Here is a 17,755-nt window from a genome sequence, read left to right as displayed (position 1 = left end):
CTCAGCGACCTTGCGATGGGCTCTCTCAGCCGACGATGCGAGCCGTGGCGAGGTCGGCGAGGATCTGATCCACGGTTTGGTGAGGTGTCTGGTTCGACGTGTCCAGCCAGAGCCCGCGGCGTGGGGTGTCCCGGCGTACCTGAGTCAGAACTGCCGTGAAGCCCCTGGTAGGGCAGGTCTCACCACAAGATCATGTCCGTAACCACCTGAGGCTTCACATTGGTCACCTATGTTGCCACGCTCGATGTCCCCCGCCAGGTCGTGGGTTACCTCGCTCGGCTGCTGGCCGCGCACCGTCGCCAGATCGGCACTCCGCGCGAGCTCGCGGGCGCTCGGGCCGTTCCGGCAGGCCGTGCTGGTGCTGCGCTGGTTCCGGGAGCGTGGCTGCATGCACTGCCTGGCACGCGACGCCGGGATCTCGCAGGCCACCGGCTACGGCTACCTGCACGAGGGCATCGACGTCCTCGCCGACCAGGCCCCCGACCTGCACGACGTCCTGACGCGCTGCCAGGAAGAGGGAATGACGCACGTGATCCTGGACGGCACCCTGATCGAGTCAGACCGTGTCCTTGGCGAGCGCGAGAACGGCAACGACCTGTGGTTCAACCAGAAGCACAAGGCATTCGGCGGCAAGGTGCAGGTCTTGTCCGCCCCTGACGGCACCCCACTGTGGGCCTCCGATGTTGAACCCGGATCGACGCCCGACATCACCGCGGCCCGGATCCACGCCCTGCCCGCCCTCTACAAAGCGGCCGCCCGGGGTCTGCCGACCCTGGCGGACAAGGGCTACATCGGGGCGGGCATCGGCATACGCGTCCCCGTCCGCCGACCGAAGGGCCGCTCCGAGCAAGCCCTGCGAGGACGGTGGAGTTCGCCCACCGCGGCGCCGTCCTGCTGCGCCCGCTGCCCCAGGACCCGGCTCGGGGGCGCTGGCTCGGATACAAGGACACGGTGCGGGGGCCGGCACTGGACTGGCGCACCGACCTCGGTGTCATCCGGCTCGTGCACTGCGGCGACTCCAAGGCCGCCGGCGATGTCGCCTCGGCTGGGGCGACGTCGCGGCTCTGGCCGGCCAGGTGCTGCCCTGGTGGCCCGACCTGCTGCGTCTTCGGAGTGTGATCCGCGAGTGGAAGCCTGGTGCCCGGGCGGCCGTGGTCGAAATCCCGGCCAACAGCGATGAAAAGATCCTGCGCAGGGCCGCGGCCAGCGAAGACTTCCACGTCACCTCGCGGGTGGCCGCGACAGACATGGCCAACGACATTCGCAACAACCGGATCGACCACACGACGCACGAGATCGAGATCTTCTGCAAGGACGGGTACGGCGAGACACCGAACCAGGTCGTCGCCGGCGCTGTGCCCGACACCAGCCACCACCCGCTGCCGTGCGACGGGGACCGCCAGGCCCTCCAGGCCGGCTGGCACAGGATCGCCCTGCACACTCACCCTGACGCCGTCGCCGCGCTCGAGGTCGCTGTCGGCCGCGATCCGGAGCTGCTGCCCTTCGGAGCCGTGACCGAGATCCCCGTGCAGTCGGGCACGATCAGCGACCGGTGGACCCGCCGGCTGACGATGTGCGATCCGACCGCCGCCCACGCCGTCCTCGCCCAGGATTCCAAGGCAGAGGCGTTCTTCATCGACCCGCTCACCGACATGCCCGTCCTGCGCACCCCCGGCGACCGGGGCAAGCAGGTGTGGCGGTTCTATGCCCCGCTGTCCCTCCCGGCCGACGGCGCGGAACTCGCCTCGGTCGTCCTGCACCACACCGTGTGGGTCACCACCAGCGACGGCCACGTCCACCCCGCGCCATGCACGCCGACCGAGCACCTGTGGTGGGGCGACGGCTGGGGCGACCGGGCCAGCGAGGCCGCCGCCGTCGTCGACCAACTCCTGGACGACCTCGGCGCCACCGTCGACCTGCACCAGCACTGGGACGCGCCCAAGGGCCTGACCGCCCTGTTCAACGAGGAACACAAGAAGGGCGCTGAACTCACCCGTGCCGCTCTGCTGCACGCCCGGATGACCCCGCCGCGCACACGCTGAACCGCCCCTTTTACGCGCCCTGGCCCTGCTCGGCTGCTCCTGGCCTTTCCGCCGCCCGCAGGCCGACCGCCCTGGCGAACGAGGCTGCTGCGCTGCGCCGCCCATTCCGAGCTGGGGCTTACGGTGATCGGTGGTGCGGGCCGGGTGCTCTACAGCAGCCCTCCCAGCGGCAGGACACGCTCAGCAAGCTGTCCGCGCAGCCGGTCTCCGGCGGTGTCGGCTTCGGCGAGCCAGTCGGCAGTGATCAGCAGTCCGGCGTGCTCGGCGATTTCCTCGGGCGGCAGGGCGGTGAACGCGGCGGCCTGGTCCAGGTGCAGCCCGCCGTCCTCGGCGCGTCCGAGGCGGTCGTCGGGGCGGGCGTGGGCGGCGGTGTACAAGGCCAGGAGCCGGGTGGCGGCGCCCAGTTTCTTCATGCGGATCTTCCGGTCACCGACGACTTTCTGGGCCCGGCCGGAGATCCTCGCGCGGGTGGTCTTGCCGAAAGTGAACGGGCGGGGCTGCTCCGGCAGCAGTGTGGGGACGGTGACCTCGGTGGGGTCCTCGGGGCGGGAGGCCATCACCTCGGCGACGGTTCCGGGCAGGCGCAGCCAGCCGCCGCTGACCAGCCGCCCAAGCACTCGCTCGGCATCGTCTTGGAGCCAGCCGATCAGGTCCTGGCCGGTGACGTTCCCGGTGCCGGCGCGCGCGGCCCGCAGGGTGAGCATGAGCACCGCCAGGCGCACCTCGACCTCCGGGTGCGGGGAGTGGGCGGCGACGTAGTCCAGCACGGCCCGGGCGTGCACGCCCTGTGGCCGGGTCAGCAGCCGTTCGACCCCCTGCTGGTTGCCGCCTGCCTTGTCACCGACTGCCGGCTGGTTGCCGCCTGTCGTGTCACCGGCCGTCTGGCCGCCGCGGTTGGCGTGCATCTCGCGGGTGGTCTGCGCGGCCTTCTCGGCACGCTTCGCCTCGTGGCGCAGGGCGCCGTCGCCACTGACCTCGGCCCACCAGGCGAACGCGCGGGCCTTGCGCTCGTGGAGTCCGGCGAGGAGGGCGAGGTCGGGCTCGGTGCGCTGCTGGTAGGCGCGGAATGCGTCCCCGAGTTCGATGAGCTCCATCCGCAGGACGTCGGGCTGAAGGTCGTGCGGCACGATCCGCTGCGCGATCTTCCCCCACCGCTTCGCCCGCCGAGAGACCCTGGGCGAGTCGGCGCGGGCACGAGGGACCGACGTCGGCGCAGACGCAGCACCGGCCGCGGGGGAGGGGCCGTGGTCGGAGAAGACCGCCGCCGCACCATGACCGACCGTGCCGTCGGAGGGATCCCGCTGCGCGCCCGGTTTCCCCGCCGCCTGGCCCGTCCCGGCCGGGGCCGTACGGGCCGGGGGCGGGGCGGTGTCCAGGACGCGGCAGCCGGTAGTGGCGGCCGCGCACCGCGCGCACATCTCCGCGATCCGCCACAAGCCTCCCCGCACGGTGCGCGTACACCGTCAGGACCACCGGACCACCGGACCACCGGACCGCACCGCTTCTGCCACTGGCCGCGCCCTACCCCGCGGTCCGGCGGCGGGGCTGGTGTCGGTATCGGGGGTGTGCCATGCGCAGTCGGCGGTGCGGCAGGCGCACCATGCCTCGCTGCGCGGTCCGCCGCCTGTGCGAATGCGGGCCAGGAGCATGTTGACGTGTTCGACCGCGGCCTTGCGTCCCGCGGCGGCGCCGGGGAAGCGTTGGTCGGTGCAGGCCGGGCAGGAGCAGGAGAGCCGGACCGAGCCGGCGGAAGGGCGGCCGTAGGGGTCCAGGCGCACCGTCCATACCCGCCCTGCGACGCGGTCCTCCTGCCATGCGCCGGTCTCCACCGCCATGTACGTACTCCCAGCGTTGCTTGATCCGTTGCCCGGGTGGTCCCTCATCATCGGGGATGATTGCCGATCGGCCCCCGGGGAGCGGAAGTTTCAGCCCGGCGTGCCCTGCCGGCGCAGGAGAAGATCAGCATTCGGCTGGATCCGGCCACGCCAGATGGCTGGCTCGGCTTGGATAGTGCGTCGAGACCAGGCACCGGCCATAAGCCGGAGCACGAGCGCCGGGCGAGCACGCCGACGCCATGGCCAGGGACACCCGACAGCGTCGTGACCTGTGACCCGCCGCTCTCAAAGGCGGCGGGCAAAACTCTGCTGCGGTGGGCCCGCCCTTCAATCACTGGGCGCGATTGTTTCGAGCTGCGAACCGGGCTGCGCAACAACGCGAACGTCACGGAGAGTCGGTGGCGGATGAGCCGTTCGCTCAACCACAACACGTGCAGCGCGGTTCGGAGTCACCAAGGACGGGGGCATCCATCCGACTGGTGAATCAGCGCGCCACCTGCGTCAGGAGCGTCCTGGCTCTTGCGGCGCCGGCTCACGCGAGCATCCCGGCGGCGACCAAGGCTGCGGAGACCTGTGGGACTACGACTAGGTCAGGTCTCCGAACCTTGCGGTCCGTCTATGCCAGGAGCCCTCACCTAGGTACTGGTGTTGCGTGTACGTGCGGACGAACAAGGGGGAGCACATGAAGTTTCGCAGGACATCTCTCCGGCGGCGTCAAGCGACCGTTGCCGCGGCTGTCGTACTGGCGGGGGCCTTCCCTCTGGCTACGAGCACGCCAGCAGAAGCACATACTGTGTACAAGGAGATCCACCGCGGGTTCTGCCTGTACTCCATGACGAGTGCACATGGGTACGCCCAAACGACCAAGGACCGTCCCAACTGCAACGGTCACGCCTGGCTCTATGTACAGACCAAGAGCGGCTGGAAGAGCGGCTGGAAGCATAACGCCGAGCGGGTGACAATCACGGCGCCCGCCAACGACCCCATCAAGCACAGTTGGCACAAGACTCAACGCAACGAAACTGCTCGGCATGTGGCGCACTGACCAGTAGCACACGCTGGTCCCTGCGGAGCGACGCCGCTCCGCGGTGGGCAGCAGTGGTAGAGCACGGGGGCCAGGACTCTGTCGGCGGTGGTCAGCTTGTACCTCGACATAGGCCAAGGTGACCTGTAGTGAGGGCAGTTGCTGACCCGAGGCGACCTTGGACAGGGTCGAAACCGTGTACGGCGTGCGCCGAGCCAGCTCCCTGTAGGTGATCTGACCGGCGTCCTGGCGCAGTTTGCGCAGTTTCAGGGCGAACCGCTGCACCGGCCCTCTCCCAGGGTCCAACGGAGCCTCTGGGCGGCCTACTCGATCCCCCGCTCCCCGCGTTTCCTCTGTTCCCGTGTTCGACGTCGTCGCCTGCGGTCGGCACCGCGTGTACCGCAACCTACGGAGCCGCCAAAAAGCCAGGCAAGGCTCCGCCCACATCGGGGTGGTGCCGTTCGGCCACTGGCCCACCTGGGATGACGTGATTGTTGCGGACCCTGGATCGGGGGTGCGCAACAACTCAGGCGGCCCCAAGAGTTGGCGGCGGCCAACAGTTCGCTTAGCCGCTCACGGACCCGGCCCAGTGGAAGAGAGTCCGTGCTCTGTCAAACCGCAAAACCGCACATGAGGAGAACCAATGCGCACTCGATCGCGGACCAGCCGAGGGCTGGCGGCCGCTGCCCTGATCACCGGAGGGCTGACCGCCGCGACCACGGCACCCGCCTCTGCCGCACCCACCGCCGCCCAGTCCTGCTATGGCAACGCCCGCGTCTACTCAACGACGCAATACGGGACAGTTCACGAGTGGCCGGCACAGGGGTACGCCAAGACAACCTCAGCGTGCAACGACATCAACGTCAAAACCGGGAAGGCCGTCAGTGTGCGCGTCTGCTTCGAGCGGACCGCGACATGCAACAGCTGGAAGTGGACCAACGCTGACGGCTCCTGGAGGGCCGTCGCAACCGATGTGAGCGATGGGACCAACTTCTGGCTCCAGTTCGGGACGCCCAGTTGGGGCCACGTCGCCATGTAACTGAAGCGGCCCAATCGCCGGAGAACGGTAGCAGCAAAGTCGTCAAAGTAGACGGCTGGAATCCCCAAACCTGGACGAATATGGGAGGTCACTGTCATGCGTTCTTGGGTTCTCAAGGCGCCGGTCCCGCTGGCACTTGCTGTCGTACTGGCCGGAGCAACCACTGCCCAAGCTGACAGGAATCACTATCTGAGCAGCACTGGTGTATATGGCATTGCGAGCCACTACACGGAAAATGGCGCCAAGAAGATGAACGGCTACGTCCGCGACACAGCCGCTGACGGTCATTGCGCCATGCTGTGGATGGACTTCACGACAAGTCCGCACAACCACCATGACGCTCAGGCCTATATTGCCTGCGGGAGCGGCGATGAGGCATGGGGGGTTGCTCGTAGCAGCACGGACTCCTCCATCAACGGTATAAGGGCTGCCGTGTGCATTTCCGGAGTCCATGGCTGCTATGACCAGGACAATAAATCCCAGGAGTGGCCATACAGGTCATGGGACGCTAAGACCTGCTGGTGGTATCGAGTAGACACAGGGGCTAGCGGAAAATGCGGGGAGGGAGATCCCCTCGGCTGACCCATCGGCGACCTGCTGTGCGTCCTCGGCATCGCAGGCAGCCACCCGCGGGGTCCTGGCCCGGTCCACATCTGCCAGGACTTCGCGTCATGCCGCAGGGCAGGTCTCGCGGTATGACGTGCCGGGCAGGAACTGCTGCCACTCCTGCGGCGTGAGGTTGCGGCCCGCCGTGCGGCACAACTCCGCAGCAGCGTGCTTGGGGTTGATGTTCCACAGCATGACGGACTGGTCGTCGCCGCCCGTGGCCAGGGTACGGCTGTCCGGGCTGAAGGCGAGCGATCTGACCTGCTTGGTGTGGCCGGTCAGCGTGGCCAGCGGGCTGCGCCGGGAGATGTCCCACAGCACCACCGACTTGTTCGAGCTGGCCGTGGCCAGAATGCGGCCATCCGGGCTGAAGGCCACGGCGTGCGCGGGCCCGGTGCTGTCGGTGAGGCTGGCCACGGGAGCGCGTTCGGCCACGTTCCACAGCATCACTTTCTGGTCGATGCCCGCGGTGGCCAGCATGCGGCCGTCCGGGCTGAAGGCCACGGATCTGAGCTGCCCCGTATGCCCCGTCAAGGTGGCCAGCTTGGTCCGCCTGGCGACGTCCCAGAGCGTGGCTTTCCCATCGCGGTTGGCGGTGGCGAGGAACCGACCGTCGGGGCTGAAAGCCACGCCGTCGACGCCAGAGCCTGCTCTTCCGGATACGACCGTGAGGGTCTTCAGCCGGGTGCGGCGGAGTGCGTCCCACAGGATGACCTTCCTGTCCGCGCTGGCTGTCGCGATGGTGCGGCCGTCCGGGCTGTATGCGACATCCGTGATGCGATCGGTATGGCCGGTGAGCGTGACAGGCGGACGATGACCCGACGTACTCCAGATAGTGAGGACGTGGTTGCGGGTGTTCGCGGGCCGCGACTCGGAACCGCTCACCGCAGCGAGAGTGCGCCCGTTGGGGGCGAACGCGATGGCGTGTACCCCGGATCCGCTGGTGAACGTGGCGCGGCGGGCACGGCTCCTGGTGTCCCACAGCACGATGGTGTCGTCGCCGCTGGCGGTGGCGAGTGTGCGGCCGTCCGGGCTGAATTGAAGGTCGTTGACCCGGTCACGGTGGCCGGAGAGTGGAGCCCTTGCCGTGTCCCAGAGTACGACCTTGCCGTCCTCGCCGGCCGAGGCGAGGACACAGCGGCCGCGCGGGCTGAACGCGAGTGTGTAGACGTTGGTGGTCTGCCCGGTCAGCATGGTCAGGCGGGTGGCGCTCCGCACGTCCCACAGCATGACCGACTTGTCGTGTCCGGCCGTGGCGAGGGTGCGCCCGTCGCGGCTGAACACCACCGCTCTGACCTGCTCGTTGTGATCGGACAGCGTGGCCAGGCTGGTGCGGCGCCGGACATCCCACAGCCTCGCTGTTTTATCCTCGCTGGCGGTGGCCAGGGTACGGCCGTCCGGGCTGAAGGCCACGCCGTCGACGGACTGGGTATGGCCGGTGAGTGTGGCGATCCGCTTCCCCGTCGCCGTGTCCCATAGCCTCACCGTGCGGTCCGCGCCGGCGGTGGCAAGCGTATGCCCGTCCGGGCTGAACGCCACGGCGTAAACGACGCTGGTGTGGCTGGTGAGAGTGAGCCGCCGGGCCCGACGCTGGGTGTCCCAGAGCACGACGGTGCGATCGGCACCCGCACTGGCCACGGTCCGGCCGTCCGGACTGAACGCGATGTCCCTGAGCTCTCCCCTGTGGCCGGGCAGAGCAGCCAGCGGTCTGCGCGCCGCGACGTCCCAGAGCACCAGCTTCCCGTCATTGCCTCCCGTCGCCAGCGCGCGTCCGTCCGGGCTGAACGCCACCGCGCGCAGCCAGGTGGGGTGTCCGGTCAGAGTGGCCAGTCGCCGCCCCGTGCCCGCGTCCCACAGCACCACGGTACGGTCGCGGCTGACGGTGGCGAGCGTACCGTCAGGGCTGAAGGCCGCATCGGAGACGGCGTTGTCATGGCCGGACAGCTCAGCCCGGTAGTACTGATGGGCCGATACACTCAACACGGCACTACGCGCCTCGTACGTCGCCGCCCTACGCTGGGCCTCCACACTCAGCAGCATCGCCGCGCTCGGCCGGGACTCCATAAGGCCGAGCGCCTCGGCCGCCAGCTGCCGTGAAACGGCGACCCGCTGGGCCCTCAGCGCGTCCTGACGCTGCTGGACGGCGACCACGCTGACGCCTGTGACCACCAGGAGCAGCAGCGCAAGGCCCGCAGAGAAGAAGCGTAAATGCCGATGGCGCCGCACGGCCGCAGCCCGTTCGCCGTCCTCCAGGCTGAAGCTCGCGTCGACGAACGCGCGCTCCAGAGCATTGAGCTCCTCCCGGCTGCCGTCGCGGGAGGCCCATTCGCGCAGGGTCGCCAGCCGCGTGCCCCGGTACAGCGCGCCAGAGTCGCGCTCGAGCTCCTCCCAGGCCTGAGCGGCCTCGGCCAGCCGCCGGTGGACCCGCAGCCGCTCACGGTCCTCCTCAACCCAGGCACGGAGCCGAGGCCAGCCCTGGATCAACGCCTCATGCGCGAGATCGACAGTGTCTTCATCCAGCGTGATCAGCCGGGCACGGGCCAGCCGCTCCAGCACGACGGCGAGATCTTCGGCAGGTACCGTGGTGTCCAGCTCGGACCGGGCGACGGGACGACGGGTGTCCTGGGCCCCTTCGCCGGGGGTGATCAGCCTGAGCAGGACCCGGCGGGCGAACTCGCGACGTTCGGCGGTGAGGTCGGCGTAGGTGTGCTCCGCGGTGCGGGCGATGGCGCCGTGCAAGCCGCCCGCCGCCTCGTAGGCGGCCTTGGTCAACGCGCGGCCGCGGCGCCGCCGCCATGTCTCCAGTAGTACATGGGACAGCAGGGGCAGTCCCCCCGGCTCATCGGTGACTTCCTCGATAAGCCGGGCGGTCAGAGCCCGTTCCACGATCAGTCCCGCGGCTGCGGCCGGCTTCACGATCGCCTCCCGCAGCTCGGCCGGGCTCATCGACCCGACCAGCAAGGTCGCGCTCCGCAGCGCGTCGGTGAGTCCGCGGTGCTCGGCGCAGCGCCCGAGGAAGTCGGCGCGCACCGCTATGATCACGCGTAATCGGCTCCCGGGCTCACGCGCGGCCAGCAGCAGGTCGGTGAACGCCGCCCGCTCCTCGGGGTCGGCGCAGAGGGTGAAGACCTCCTCGAACTGGTCGACCACGACCACCGTGTCGCTCTCGGAGTCCTTCGGCGTGACCAGTGCGGCATGGGTACGGGCGGGGTGCGCGCCGGGCGTGAAGATCCGGATGGCCGCGGGACGCAGATCCTGCGAGGCCGCCTGCTGCAGGGCCGGGATCAGCCCGGCGCGCAGCAGCGAGGACTTCCCGCTGCCAGAGGCACCTACGACGGCGGACAGACGATGCTGCCGCACCAACTCCAGCAGGTCGGCGACCATCTGATCACGGCCGAAGAATCGCTCGTGATCGCGGGGCTCAAACCGGGCCAGCCCCTGATACGGCGACTCTGCATCACCGTGGTCGGCCGCATCGGCAGCAGCTTCCTCCGCCGCCCGCCTCCACCGCCGCTCCCACTCCTCCCGGTTTCCTCCGCACCCCTCAACGTAGGCCAAGGCAACCTCCAGCGACGGCAGCTGTTCGCCCGAAGCCGCCCTGGACAGGGTGGAGACGGTGTACGGGGTCCGCTGGGCCAGCTCCCGGTAGGTGACTGGGCCAGCGTCCTGGCGCAGCTTGCGCAAACCCAGAGCGAAGCGCTGCACGGGCCCGCCCCCCGGATTCAATGGCGCTTCTGGACGGCCCACTCGATCCCCCGCTCCCGTGTTTCCCCTGTTCCGTGTTCGGCGTCGTTGCCTGCGGTCAGCAGCGCGCGTACCGCAACCTACGCAGCCGCAACGGGCCCGGACAAGGCTCCGCAGAGGCCGAGTGATGGTCTTCGGCCACCGCCCCACCTGGGATGACGCGATTGTTGCGGACTGCGGACCGGGGCTGCGCAACAACGCAGGCAGCGTGGAAAGTCGGTGGCGTACGAAGACCCTTGCTCCTGAGCGGGACCGGCCTTCGCACGTCCCGCGCTGTGCGGCGAGAACACCAGAGGAAAGGGCTAATCATGCGGAAGTGCTGGAACAGGCCAGAATCCGGGCCGAGCATGTGCTGGAGACGGCGACCGGTTTCCGTGACGGGCCTCCGGCCCGGGCGAGACCGGGCGAACCGCAGCCTGCCTACGACCCGGCCCTGACGACGCTGACCGAACGCGGGTATGCGAAGGCCGCCGAGGTGAAGGCGATTCCCGTCCAGGAGGCGGCCCTGCTCGGGCTGAATATGCAGAGAACGAGAGTGCACGTCCCCAGACCGCATCCGTCCGGGGGCACGCTCCTCACCCGACTGTCGCTGCGGACCGCATGCTGCCTTCGGCCAGCGTCCCCTCTTTTCCCAGCCTGGGCGATCTCCGTTGCGAGAACTATCCGGGCCCAGGAACAGTCGGGGCATCAAGCCGTACACCAGAAAGGAATACCGCATCATGAAGCTCCGTAAGAGCTCCGCTATCGGCATCCTCGCCACCGCGATCCTGGGCAGCGGCCTCGCCGTCGCCCCTGCGGCAACGGCGGTCGAGGCGACGGGCATGGCCTCGGCCGCTCCCGCGAAGACCGCTGCCCCTGTGTGTCAGATGAGGATCTCCGGCGACTACATGACCGGTTCCGTGAAGTGCTCCGGGGCTGACAACGGCTACCGAGCATTGGTCACTTGCTCCAACGGCTCGAAGGTCGTTGGCGAGTGGACGACCGGCGGGTGGTCCAGCGCCACCTGCCCGCGCCCACAGGGTGTGACAAGGGTTCAGGCCCAGTACATTCTGGATTGACGCTCGTTCGAAGACGAGCCTGCTCAGGCCGAATCCGCAGAAGCTGGGGCAGCAGCCCCAGCGGGGCCGGCACCGGCGCACGGTGTCGCCCATCGGTTTGGGGCGGCGTCCCGCTTGGCGGTCAGTGAAGCCGGTGAGGCGGTTCGGTGTGCGGTCGCGCGGCCCACTCCCGCAGGGGTTCGGCGAGGACCGGCACGGACGATGCTCAAGCACGCTCACGACGCACCCGCCGACACGTCGGCAGCCTAGCTGTGACGGACACCTACAGCCCTGACGGTCCAGACCCGGATGTGCCCGGACCGCCGGCTTGGCACGAACTCGTTGACGGCCAGAGTGTCACGGCCCAGGTCATCGGCCGCATCTACCGCCTGCAGCTCCCAGACCGCAGCACGGTCGTACCCCATGAAGTCGTCTGCCGCGTCCTCGCTCGCCTGGTCACTCCCATCGAGGACATCGACTACTCCGGCGTGCCGACCCGACGGGAACGCCCGCCAGCGTCACTGAATCCCGGGTGCGGCTCAACGGACCACGGGAGGCCCTCGAGGAGCGCGGTGAGGGCGGCGGCGACGTATCTCGGCAGGTCCGGGTCGATCGGCGTCGGGGGCGGGGTGCCCGGGCGCCATGGTCGGCCCGGGCCGCGGTCGGTCGGGGTCGGCACGCGCAGCGCTTTCTTCAGCCGGGGCATGTTGGTGAAGCGGCGGGTGTTGGTAGGCGGAGGCGGCCGCGCCGCCGCGCGAGCGGCAGGGCGAGCCGGGCTGTGCGTCACACTTCGGACAGGCGTGCTGTTCGACGTCGTCGGCGTCCGATCGGTCGGCCGGGGAGGGCTGCTGAGGGTCTGTCATAGGTTCGGAGTTTCGTACAATGCAATTCTCAGAAGGGGGTCCCTCCCGCTTTTGAGTGAGAACAGGTTCTGAGAACGAATCTGGGATCGGCGGGGGTCCGGCAGTCCGTGATTGATCTTGCTCGCGCGTCGCTGCGACCTGTTTCGTGATCAACTGTTGCGTTCGAGTCTCGAAATCCCGGAACCCCGGGCGGATCGACGGGGAGTTTAGCCCTGATGCCGGACATGGCGGACGAACAGCCGGATGAGCTCGTGATCCTGGTCCACGGGACCTTCGCTGGTGACAAGGAGCGCCGTGACGAGGGCGACCGCTGGTGGCAGCGCGGCAGCTCCACGTGGCAGGCTCTGACCGCGACGCTGCCCAAGGGTGCGAGACTGCCGCCTGGGCGACTGTTCCACTGGAGCGGGGCCAATACGCAGTCGAAGCGCCTGTCCGCGAGCCTGGATCTACTGGTACTTCTGTTCGACCTGGAACGACGGGGCATCCGATACCACTTGGTTGGGCATAGCCACGGTGGTTCGGTGATTTGGGAGACGCTGGTTTCGGCGCAGGTCATGACTAAGCAGCAGAAGATCGCAGACCCGATCTGGGAGCGGCTCACCGAACCCGCGCCTGTGCCAAGGACACAACCGACTACCAATCCTGTGGAAATGTGGGCGGAGGTGCAGCAGCTGAGAGAAAAGTGGGAGGAGCAGAAACGGAAGCGGATGCTGCCAGCGTTCCTGTCCATGGCGCAGCTGCCCGGCTTGCGCAGCGTCACTACGGTCGGTACGCCGTTCCTGCGCTTCCTCCCTGAGCCCTCCTTCCGCTACCAGGGATGGCGTAGTCGTAGGTTCTCGCTCGCGGACGGCGGCATGTCGTGCAGAGAACTGATCGTGTGCTCTCTAATATTTATATACGCATTGTTTCTCTTAATTATTTTCGCGGTGTCCATCCCGTTCTGGATAAAGCCGGTTTGCATCCTGCTCTACTTCATCTTGCTTGCGACGGGGGAGCGGACGCAGCTGGCCAACTCGCTCGTGGTTCGGGAACGCGCCTGGCGCCAGGTCTTCGCCCGGTTCTCGGATCGGTGGCTGGGACTCTGGGCGCCGACCGACGAGGCGATCAGGTTGTTGCAGACCGCGGCCGAACCCCAGGCCCCCGACTACGTATGGCTCTGCACACCCCATACAGAACGCGAGCGGATCAGCATTGATCGCAAGACCAAGCGTGACCTGAATCTGCCCGTCAGACTGAACCCTAAAATGTCCGGATTGGTTGGCTTCGTGCCGACCACCCGCGCTGGCCGGGCGTTCTCACCAGTGTTCGGCACATGGCGTTTTGTTTTCAACAAGCTGGTCGGCCCGTGGATTTCACGCAAGGTGTCAAATGCGCTGCACGAAGGCGTGCAGGGAAACGACGTGTTCGATACGGCCTTGGTCTACACCTCACCTTGGCCCCTGCACACGGCCTATTTCGACGACCCAGACGTCCTAGCCTTGATCAGCCTTCACATTGAACGGCACATGGCCAAACCGCCGCGGGGCAGTAAGGCGCGGGCGGCCGCCAACCCGAAATTGACTGCCTGGCTCGACCAGAACGCTGTGGAAGTGGCGGCCCGCCTGGTGAACTTCCGCGCGCGGGTGCCGGACTGAGCCGCGACCTTGGCTGAGCCGATTCACCCGTCGCACCGGTTGGTTCCTGGCCGCGGCCCGAGCCCGCGCATCCCGCCCACCGGCTGAGCTGTGCCCGGACCTGCGGCTAAACGATCCAGCCGTCCCGCCGGCAACGACGGGAGTACAGGTCTTCAGGATGTCGCCCCCGCCGCTCCGTCCGTCGTCGGCTCGGGCGTTTCTGCCTCGGGCGAGGTGCGGGGCCCGGGCACCGTGAGCGCCGCCGTGAGGTCGAGCCGGTGGTTCATGTTCAGCTCGAACCGGCCGTAGGGGTTGATGTGCGTCCAGAACAGCGGGGACAGGGCCCGGCGGTCGGTGTCGGTGAGCCGCTTCTGCCACTTCTCCTCGCTCAGGATGTCCTGGAGCAGCAGGGTGTTGACGTGCACCAACGCCGACTGGAGCAGGTGCAGCGCCGGCATGGAGACCTCCTGGGGCTTCTTGTCGGAGCCGGTCAGGTCGCCGCCCTTGCCGTAGAACAGGTCGTGGTTGGCGGAGTTCCAGTTCTCCACGACCTGAAGCCCGTCGTTGATCTCGCGCCGCAGGTCGGCGTCGGCGAGGTAGTCGCCGATTCTGTGGAATCTGATTTGTCAAGTAGTTCAGCCTTTGCCCTGGTTGACAGCGACGATCGGCAGGAGCGTCGCGGTCACCGGGACTCCGATCTCGCCGGGTGTCGTCCCGGCTGGCGTGGGGACATCGACCAGCCGTTCCAGCAGCTGGCCGAGCGCAGCCTGCGAAACTGTGCAGACGTCGAGCAGTTCATGGCTTCGGGCAGCGCGGGCCCCTGCCGAGAATCTGGCAGGGGCCCGTGGTGTAGAGAGCCGAGGAGGGCCGGGACCTGTCCCTAGATGGGCAGCATCCTGGCCGACACGGCTTACCGTCTGCTGGTGGCTTGACGGCCCGGCGTCACTTCAGGTGCCGGGCGAGAAATCGGCCCGCTTCGTCGCCTGCGGACTGCGGGACGCCGGTGTGCCCGCCCATGTTGGCTTGCAGGGTCTTCTCCTTGGAGCCGAAGGCGTCGAACAGGTCCAGGGCCGCCTGCCGGTCGTTCCCTTCGTCGTCCCACTGCAGCAGGACGTGCAGCGGAATGGTGACCTGGCGGGCCTCCTCGAACATGGCCCGGGGGACGAAACTCCCGGCGAACAGAACGGCGGCCGAGATGCGCGGCTCGACCACCGCCAGCCGGGTCCCGATGGAGATCACTCCCCCCGAGTACCCGACCGGGCCGCCGATCTCGGGCAACGACAGGAGGGCGTCCAGGGCGGCCTGCCATTCTGGGACCGACTTGTCGACGAGCGGGAGGATGAGGGCGTCGATGATCTCGTCGCTGACCGGCTCGCCAGCCTCTATGGCCCGGCGCAGGTCGGCGCGGGCCCGCTCAGCGGCGGGCCAACGGGGCCGGTCGCCGCTTCCGGGGAGCTCGATGGTAGCCGTGGCGAAGCCGTCCGCCGCAGCGTGTCGGGCCCGGGCCACCAGCCGGGGGTACGTCTTGCGCAGCCCGAGGGGAGGGGGGCTGAGCAGGATCAGCGGCGCCGGTGCGGACGCGGGTGCGGGCGTCCACAGGATGCCGGGGATCTCGCCGAGGGTGAATTCGCGCTCGAGGACAGCGTCGTCGAGACGCTGTTCAGAAGTGAAGTGCATGGTCGTGCCTTTCGGGAGTGCCATTGAACGGCGCTCCCGGACGACCTATCGCCCGACCGTGACCCCGGAGGGGAGCACCCATGTCGATACGTTCACGGGTACCACCCCCTCGCTCTCTTGCACGGCCTCCGGAAACGTAGCAGTGGCTGCCGTGGTTCCGCCAACGGGTTTTTGCGGAGGCTCTGTGGCCGAACACCATGGCGTCGGATCTCGCCTGTCACTGGTCAGGAAGAGCACGTCCGCCACCGATTCGAGCACCGAAAAACCGGCATTGTGTGGAATCTGATTTGTCAAGTAGTTCGGCCTTTGCCCTGGTTGACGGCGACGATCGGCAGGAGCGTCGCGGTCGCCGGGACTCCGATCTCTCGGGGTGTCGTCCCGGCTGGCGTGGGGATGCCGACCAGCCGTTCCAGCAGCTGGCCGAGCGCGGCCTGACCGTCGTCGACGGCAGCGCGTTCTTCGTCGCTGAGCGGGACGCTCGCCAGCATGCGCTGAAGGTTGTCCTTGGCCTCCAGGAGCGGGGAGATCAGCAAGGAGAGCACCCATGGCTCCCTGGTCGATCACGAAACCGGTCGCGGACCTCGGCGGGTGCCGAGCGCCTCGGTGCCGAAGCCGCCGGGCGGCCGGTGGCCCGTGATGGAGGGTCTTCGAAGTTGAGCGGTGTGTGGCTTTGAGTGGGCTGATCGGCTGTCACGTTGTGTGAGATCCACCGGGGTGTTGGGTGGCCCCGACAGCAGGATGCCCGTGGGCGATCATTTCTGTTCTCTACGCAGAACGATCACCGGAAACCCCGGGCTTGGACAACGATACCGATGCGACGTTGCTGCTCGGCCTGGTGGACGGCCTGGCCGTCGCAACGGTGGAGCGGCTGGAGGACGGCACCCGCAGGGTGCATCTGGTCACCGCAGACCACGGCGCGCGGGCCTGTCCCGCGTGCGGGGTGTTCGCCACGAGGGTCAAGGGCCCGGCGGTCACCCGGCCGCGTGATCTGCCGGCTGGCGGTGGCCGCTTCCGTCACAGTCAGGCCCCGGCCGAGATGGCCGCCGAAGCGGCTGCGGGCGGATCCGCGGGTCAAGGTCGTGGTCTGCGACGTGCGCGGCCGGATCAAGGCCGGCGCGGCCGAGGCGGTGGGCAGCGGCCGGCTGCTCGACGCCGACGGCGCGGAGAAGGTCCGCCGGCTGCTCGGCCGCAAGTACCTGCTCGCCCGCCTGGGTGACCTGTACGCCAACGTGACCGGGCGGCGGCGCCGCCACCCGATCGTCGCCCTGGAGGTCACCTTCTGAGTCGACGCCCCAGGGCGTGGCAAGGCACCCATCCGCGACGGGTCATAGCAGGTGGGAGGCCTGTTAAGGCCGGCCGATCCCAATAGGTCTACAAGTGTATACTTGGAGATGTGGCCGGCCGCCGCTCGCACGAACAGGGCGCGAGGGCAGCCCGGCCGACGGAAAGGACTCAGCACCATGAACCTCGATCTCACCGGCAAGCGCGCACTCGTCACCGGCTCCAGCGCAGGGCTCGGCGAGGCGACCGCCAGGATGCTGGCAGCCGAGGGCGCCGCCGTGGTGATCCACGGACGCGACAAGGACCGCGTGGAGGCCGTCGCGGCGGCGATCCGCGCAGCCGGCGGGACGGCCGACACCGCGCTGGGCGACCTGGCCACCGACGAAGGCGCCGCCGACGCAGCCCGGGCCGCCACCGCCGGCGGACCCGTCGACATTCTCGTCAACAACGCCGGTTTCTACCGGCACCTGTCGTGGGCGGACGCCACTCCCCAGGAGTGGAACGACACCTACAACGTCAACGTCGTCTCGGGGGTGCGGATGATCCAGCACCTGGTCCCGGCCATGCGCGAACGCGGCTGGGGCCGCGTGATCACCATCGGCGGCGGACTCGCCTCCCAGCCGATGAACACCCACCCCCAGTACAACGCGACCCTCGCCGCCCGGCACAACCTGGCGGTCTCCCTGGCCCGCGACCTCAAGGGCACCGGCGTCACCTCCAACGTGGTCTCCCCCGGCGCGATCCTCGTCGACAGCGTCAAGACCCTCGTCACCCAGATCGGACCCGACCGCGGCTGGGGGCAGACCTGGGACGACATCCACCCCAACGCCATCGAGGCGCTCATCCCCAACGACCAGAACCGCTTCGGCGAACCCGACGAGATCGCCGCGGCCGTCGCCTACCTGTGCGGGCCGCACGCACAGTACGTCAGCGGAGCGACGATCCGGGTGGACGGCGGCCTGATCCGCTCGGCCTTCTGAGCCGGCGACATCCC

The 17,755-nt window shown here is 68.6% G+C and carries 14 protein-coding genes and 1 pseudogene; 8 read left to right on the top strand and 7 right to left on the bottom strand.

Annotated elements, in window-relative coordinates; translation table 11 throughout:
- The first annotated feature begins 352 nt into the window (after positions 1-352).
- Both IEJ02_RS51090 and IEJ02_RS20390 read left to right on the top strand, forming a co-directional pair.
- Positions 353-1,180, top strand: a complete 828-nt coding sequence (locus IEJ02_RS51090) for a transposase family protein (RefSeq protein WP_370467088.1) — start codon at positions 353-355, stop codon at positions 1,178-1,180.
- Entirely contained in the window at positions 1,152-2,042 is an 891-nt protein-coding gene (locus IEJ02_RS20390) for a hypothetical protein (protein ID WP_223864132.1), read from the top strand. Before IEJ02_RS51090 ends, IEJ02_RS20390 begins: the two co-directional genes overlap by 29 nt.
- Positions 2,043-2,191: 149 nt before the next feature.
- Here IEJ02_RS20390 and IEJ02_RS20385 read toward each other — a convergent pair whose 3' ends face one another.
- Both IEJ02_RS20385 and IEJ02_RS48675 read right to left on the bottom strand, forming a co-directional pair.
- On the bottom strand, positions 2,192-3,490 hold the full coding sequence (locus tag IEJ02_RS20385) for a hypothetical protein (protein WP_317985855.1): 1,299 nt from the start codon (positions 3,488-3,490) through the stop codon (positions 2,192-2,194).
- A 15-nt stretch (positions 3,491-3,505) separates the two neighbouring features.
- The gene (locus IEJ02_RS48675) at positions 3,506-3,877 is read right to left on the bottom strand and encodes a hypothetical protein (protein ID WP_223864131.1); all 372 of its coding nucleotides are present in this window, start codon (positions 3,875-3,877) and stop codon (positions 3,506-3,508) included.
- Positions 3,878-4,670: 793 nt separating this feature from the next.
- On the opposite strand from IEJ02_RS48675, the gene IEJ02_RS50425 reads away from it, so the two are divergent.
- Positions 4,671-4,922, top strand: coding sequence for a hypothetical protein (locus tag IEJ02_RS50425; RefSeq protein WP_275562444.1), 252 nt, complete (start codon positions 4,671-4,673; stop codon positions 4,920-4,922).
- 114 nt (positions 4,923-5,036) lie between these two features.
- Here IEJ02_RS50425 and IEJ02_RS50420 read toward each other — a convergent pair.
- Positions 5,037-5,348 (bottom strand): annotated as a pseudogene (locus IEJ02_RS50420) (helix-turn-helix domain-containing protein); the annotation flags it as partial.
- 196 nt (positions 5,349-5,544) lie between these two features.
- On the opposite strand from IEJ02_RS50420, the gene IEJ02_RS20375 reads away from it, so the two are divergent.
- Complete coding sequence (locus IEJ02_RS20375) at positions 5,545-5,940, top strand: hypothetical protein (RefSeq protein WP_223864130.1); 396 nt, start codon at positions 5,545-5,547, stop codon at positions 5,938-5,940.
- A 669-nt stretch (positions 5,941-6,609) separates the two neighbouring features.
- Here the strand turns inward: IEJ02_RS20375 and IEJ02_RS20370 are convergent.
- Entirely contained in the window at positions 6,610-10,251 is a 3,642-nt protein-coding gene (locus IEJ02_RS20370; protein WP_191066181.1) for an nSTAND1 domain-containing NTPase, read from the bottom strand.
- Between the two features lie 758 nt (positions 10,252-11,009).
- Between IEJ02_RS20370 and IEJ02_RS20365 the strand changes: the two genes are divergently transcribed.
- Both IEJ02_RS20365 and IEJ02_RS20360 read left to right on the top strand, forming a co-directional pair.
- Positions 11,010-11,348 carry a hypothetical protein gene (locus tag IEJ02_RS20365; RefSeq protein WP_191066180.1) on the top strand — a complete coding sequence of 113 codons (339 nt, stop codon included), beginning with the start codon at positions 11,010-11,012 and terminating at the stop codon, positions 11,346-11,348.
- 1,057 nt (positions 11,349-12,405) lie between these two features.
- Positions 12,406-13,824: a hypothetical protein gene (locus tag IEJ02_RS20360; protein WP_191066179.1), complete on the top strand. Its 1,419-nt coding sequence runs from the start codon at positions 12,406-12,408 to the stop codon at positions 13,822-13,824.
- 152 nt (positions 13,825-13,976) lie between these two features.
- Here the strand turns inward: IEJ02_RS20360 and IEJ02_RS20355 are convergent, their stop codons facing one another.
- The 3 genes from IEJ02_RS20355 to IEJ02_RS20345 form a co-directional block, all read right to left on the bottom strand.
- Positions 13,977-14,411, bottom strand: a complete 435-nt coding sequence (locus IEJ02_RS20355) for a Tn3 family transposase (RefSeq protein WP_317985858.1) — start codon at positions 14,409-14,411, stop codon at positions 13,977-13,979.
- Positions 14,412-14,745: 334 nt separating this feature from the next.
- Positions 14,746-15,480, bottom strand: a complete 735-nt coding sequence (locus IEJ02_RS20350) for a dienelactone hydrolase family protein (protein WP_191066178.1) — start codon at positions 15,478-15,480, stop codon at positions 14,746-14,748.
- A gap of 290 nt (positions 15,481-15,770) precedes the next feature.
- Entirely contained in the window at positions 15,771-16,022 is a 252-nt protein-coding gene (locus IEJ02_RS20345; protein ID WP_223864129.1) for a hypothetical protein, read from the bottom strand.
- A 459-nt stretch (positions 16,023-16,481) separates the two neighbouring features.
- On the opposite strand from IEJ02_RS20345, the gene IEJ02_RS20340 reads away from it, so the two are divergent.
- Positions 16,482-16,763 (top strand): PNPOx family protein, encoded by a 282-nt coding sequence (locus IEJ02_RS20340; RefSeq protein WP_191066177.1) that lies wholly within the window; start codon positions 16,482-16,484, stop codon positions 16,761-16,763.
- Between the two features lie 177 nt (positions 16,764-16,940).
- Positions 16,941-17,741, top strand: a complete 801-nt coding sequence (locus IEJ02_RS20335; RefSeq protein WP_191066176.1) for an SDR family NAD(P)-dependent oxidoreductase — start codon at positions 16,941-16,943, stop codon at positions 17,739-17,741.
- Positions 17,742-17,755: the final 14 nt, after the last annotated feature.

The sequence above is a fragment of the Streptomyces sp. 5-10 genome (assembly GCF_014712245.1).
GTDB lineage: Bacteria > Actinomycetota > Actinomycetes > Streptomycetales > Streptomycetaceae > Streptomyces > Streptomyces violaceusniger.
This window is presented reverse-complemented; position numbering and strand designations above follow the sequence as displayed.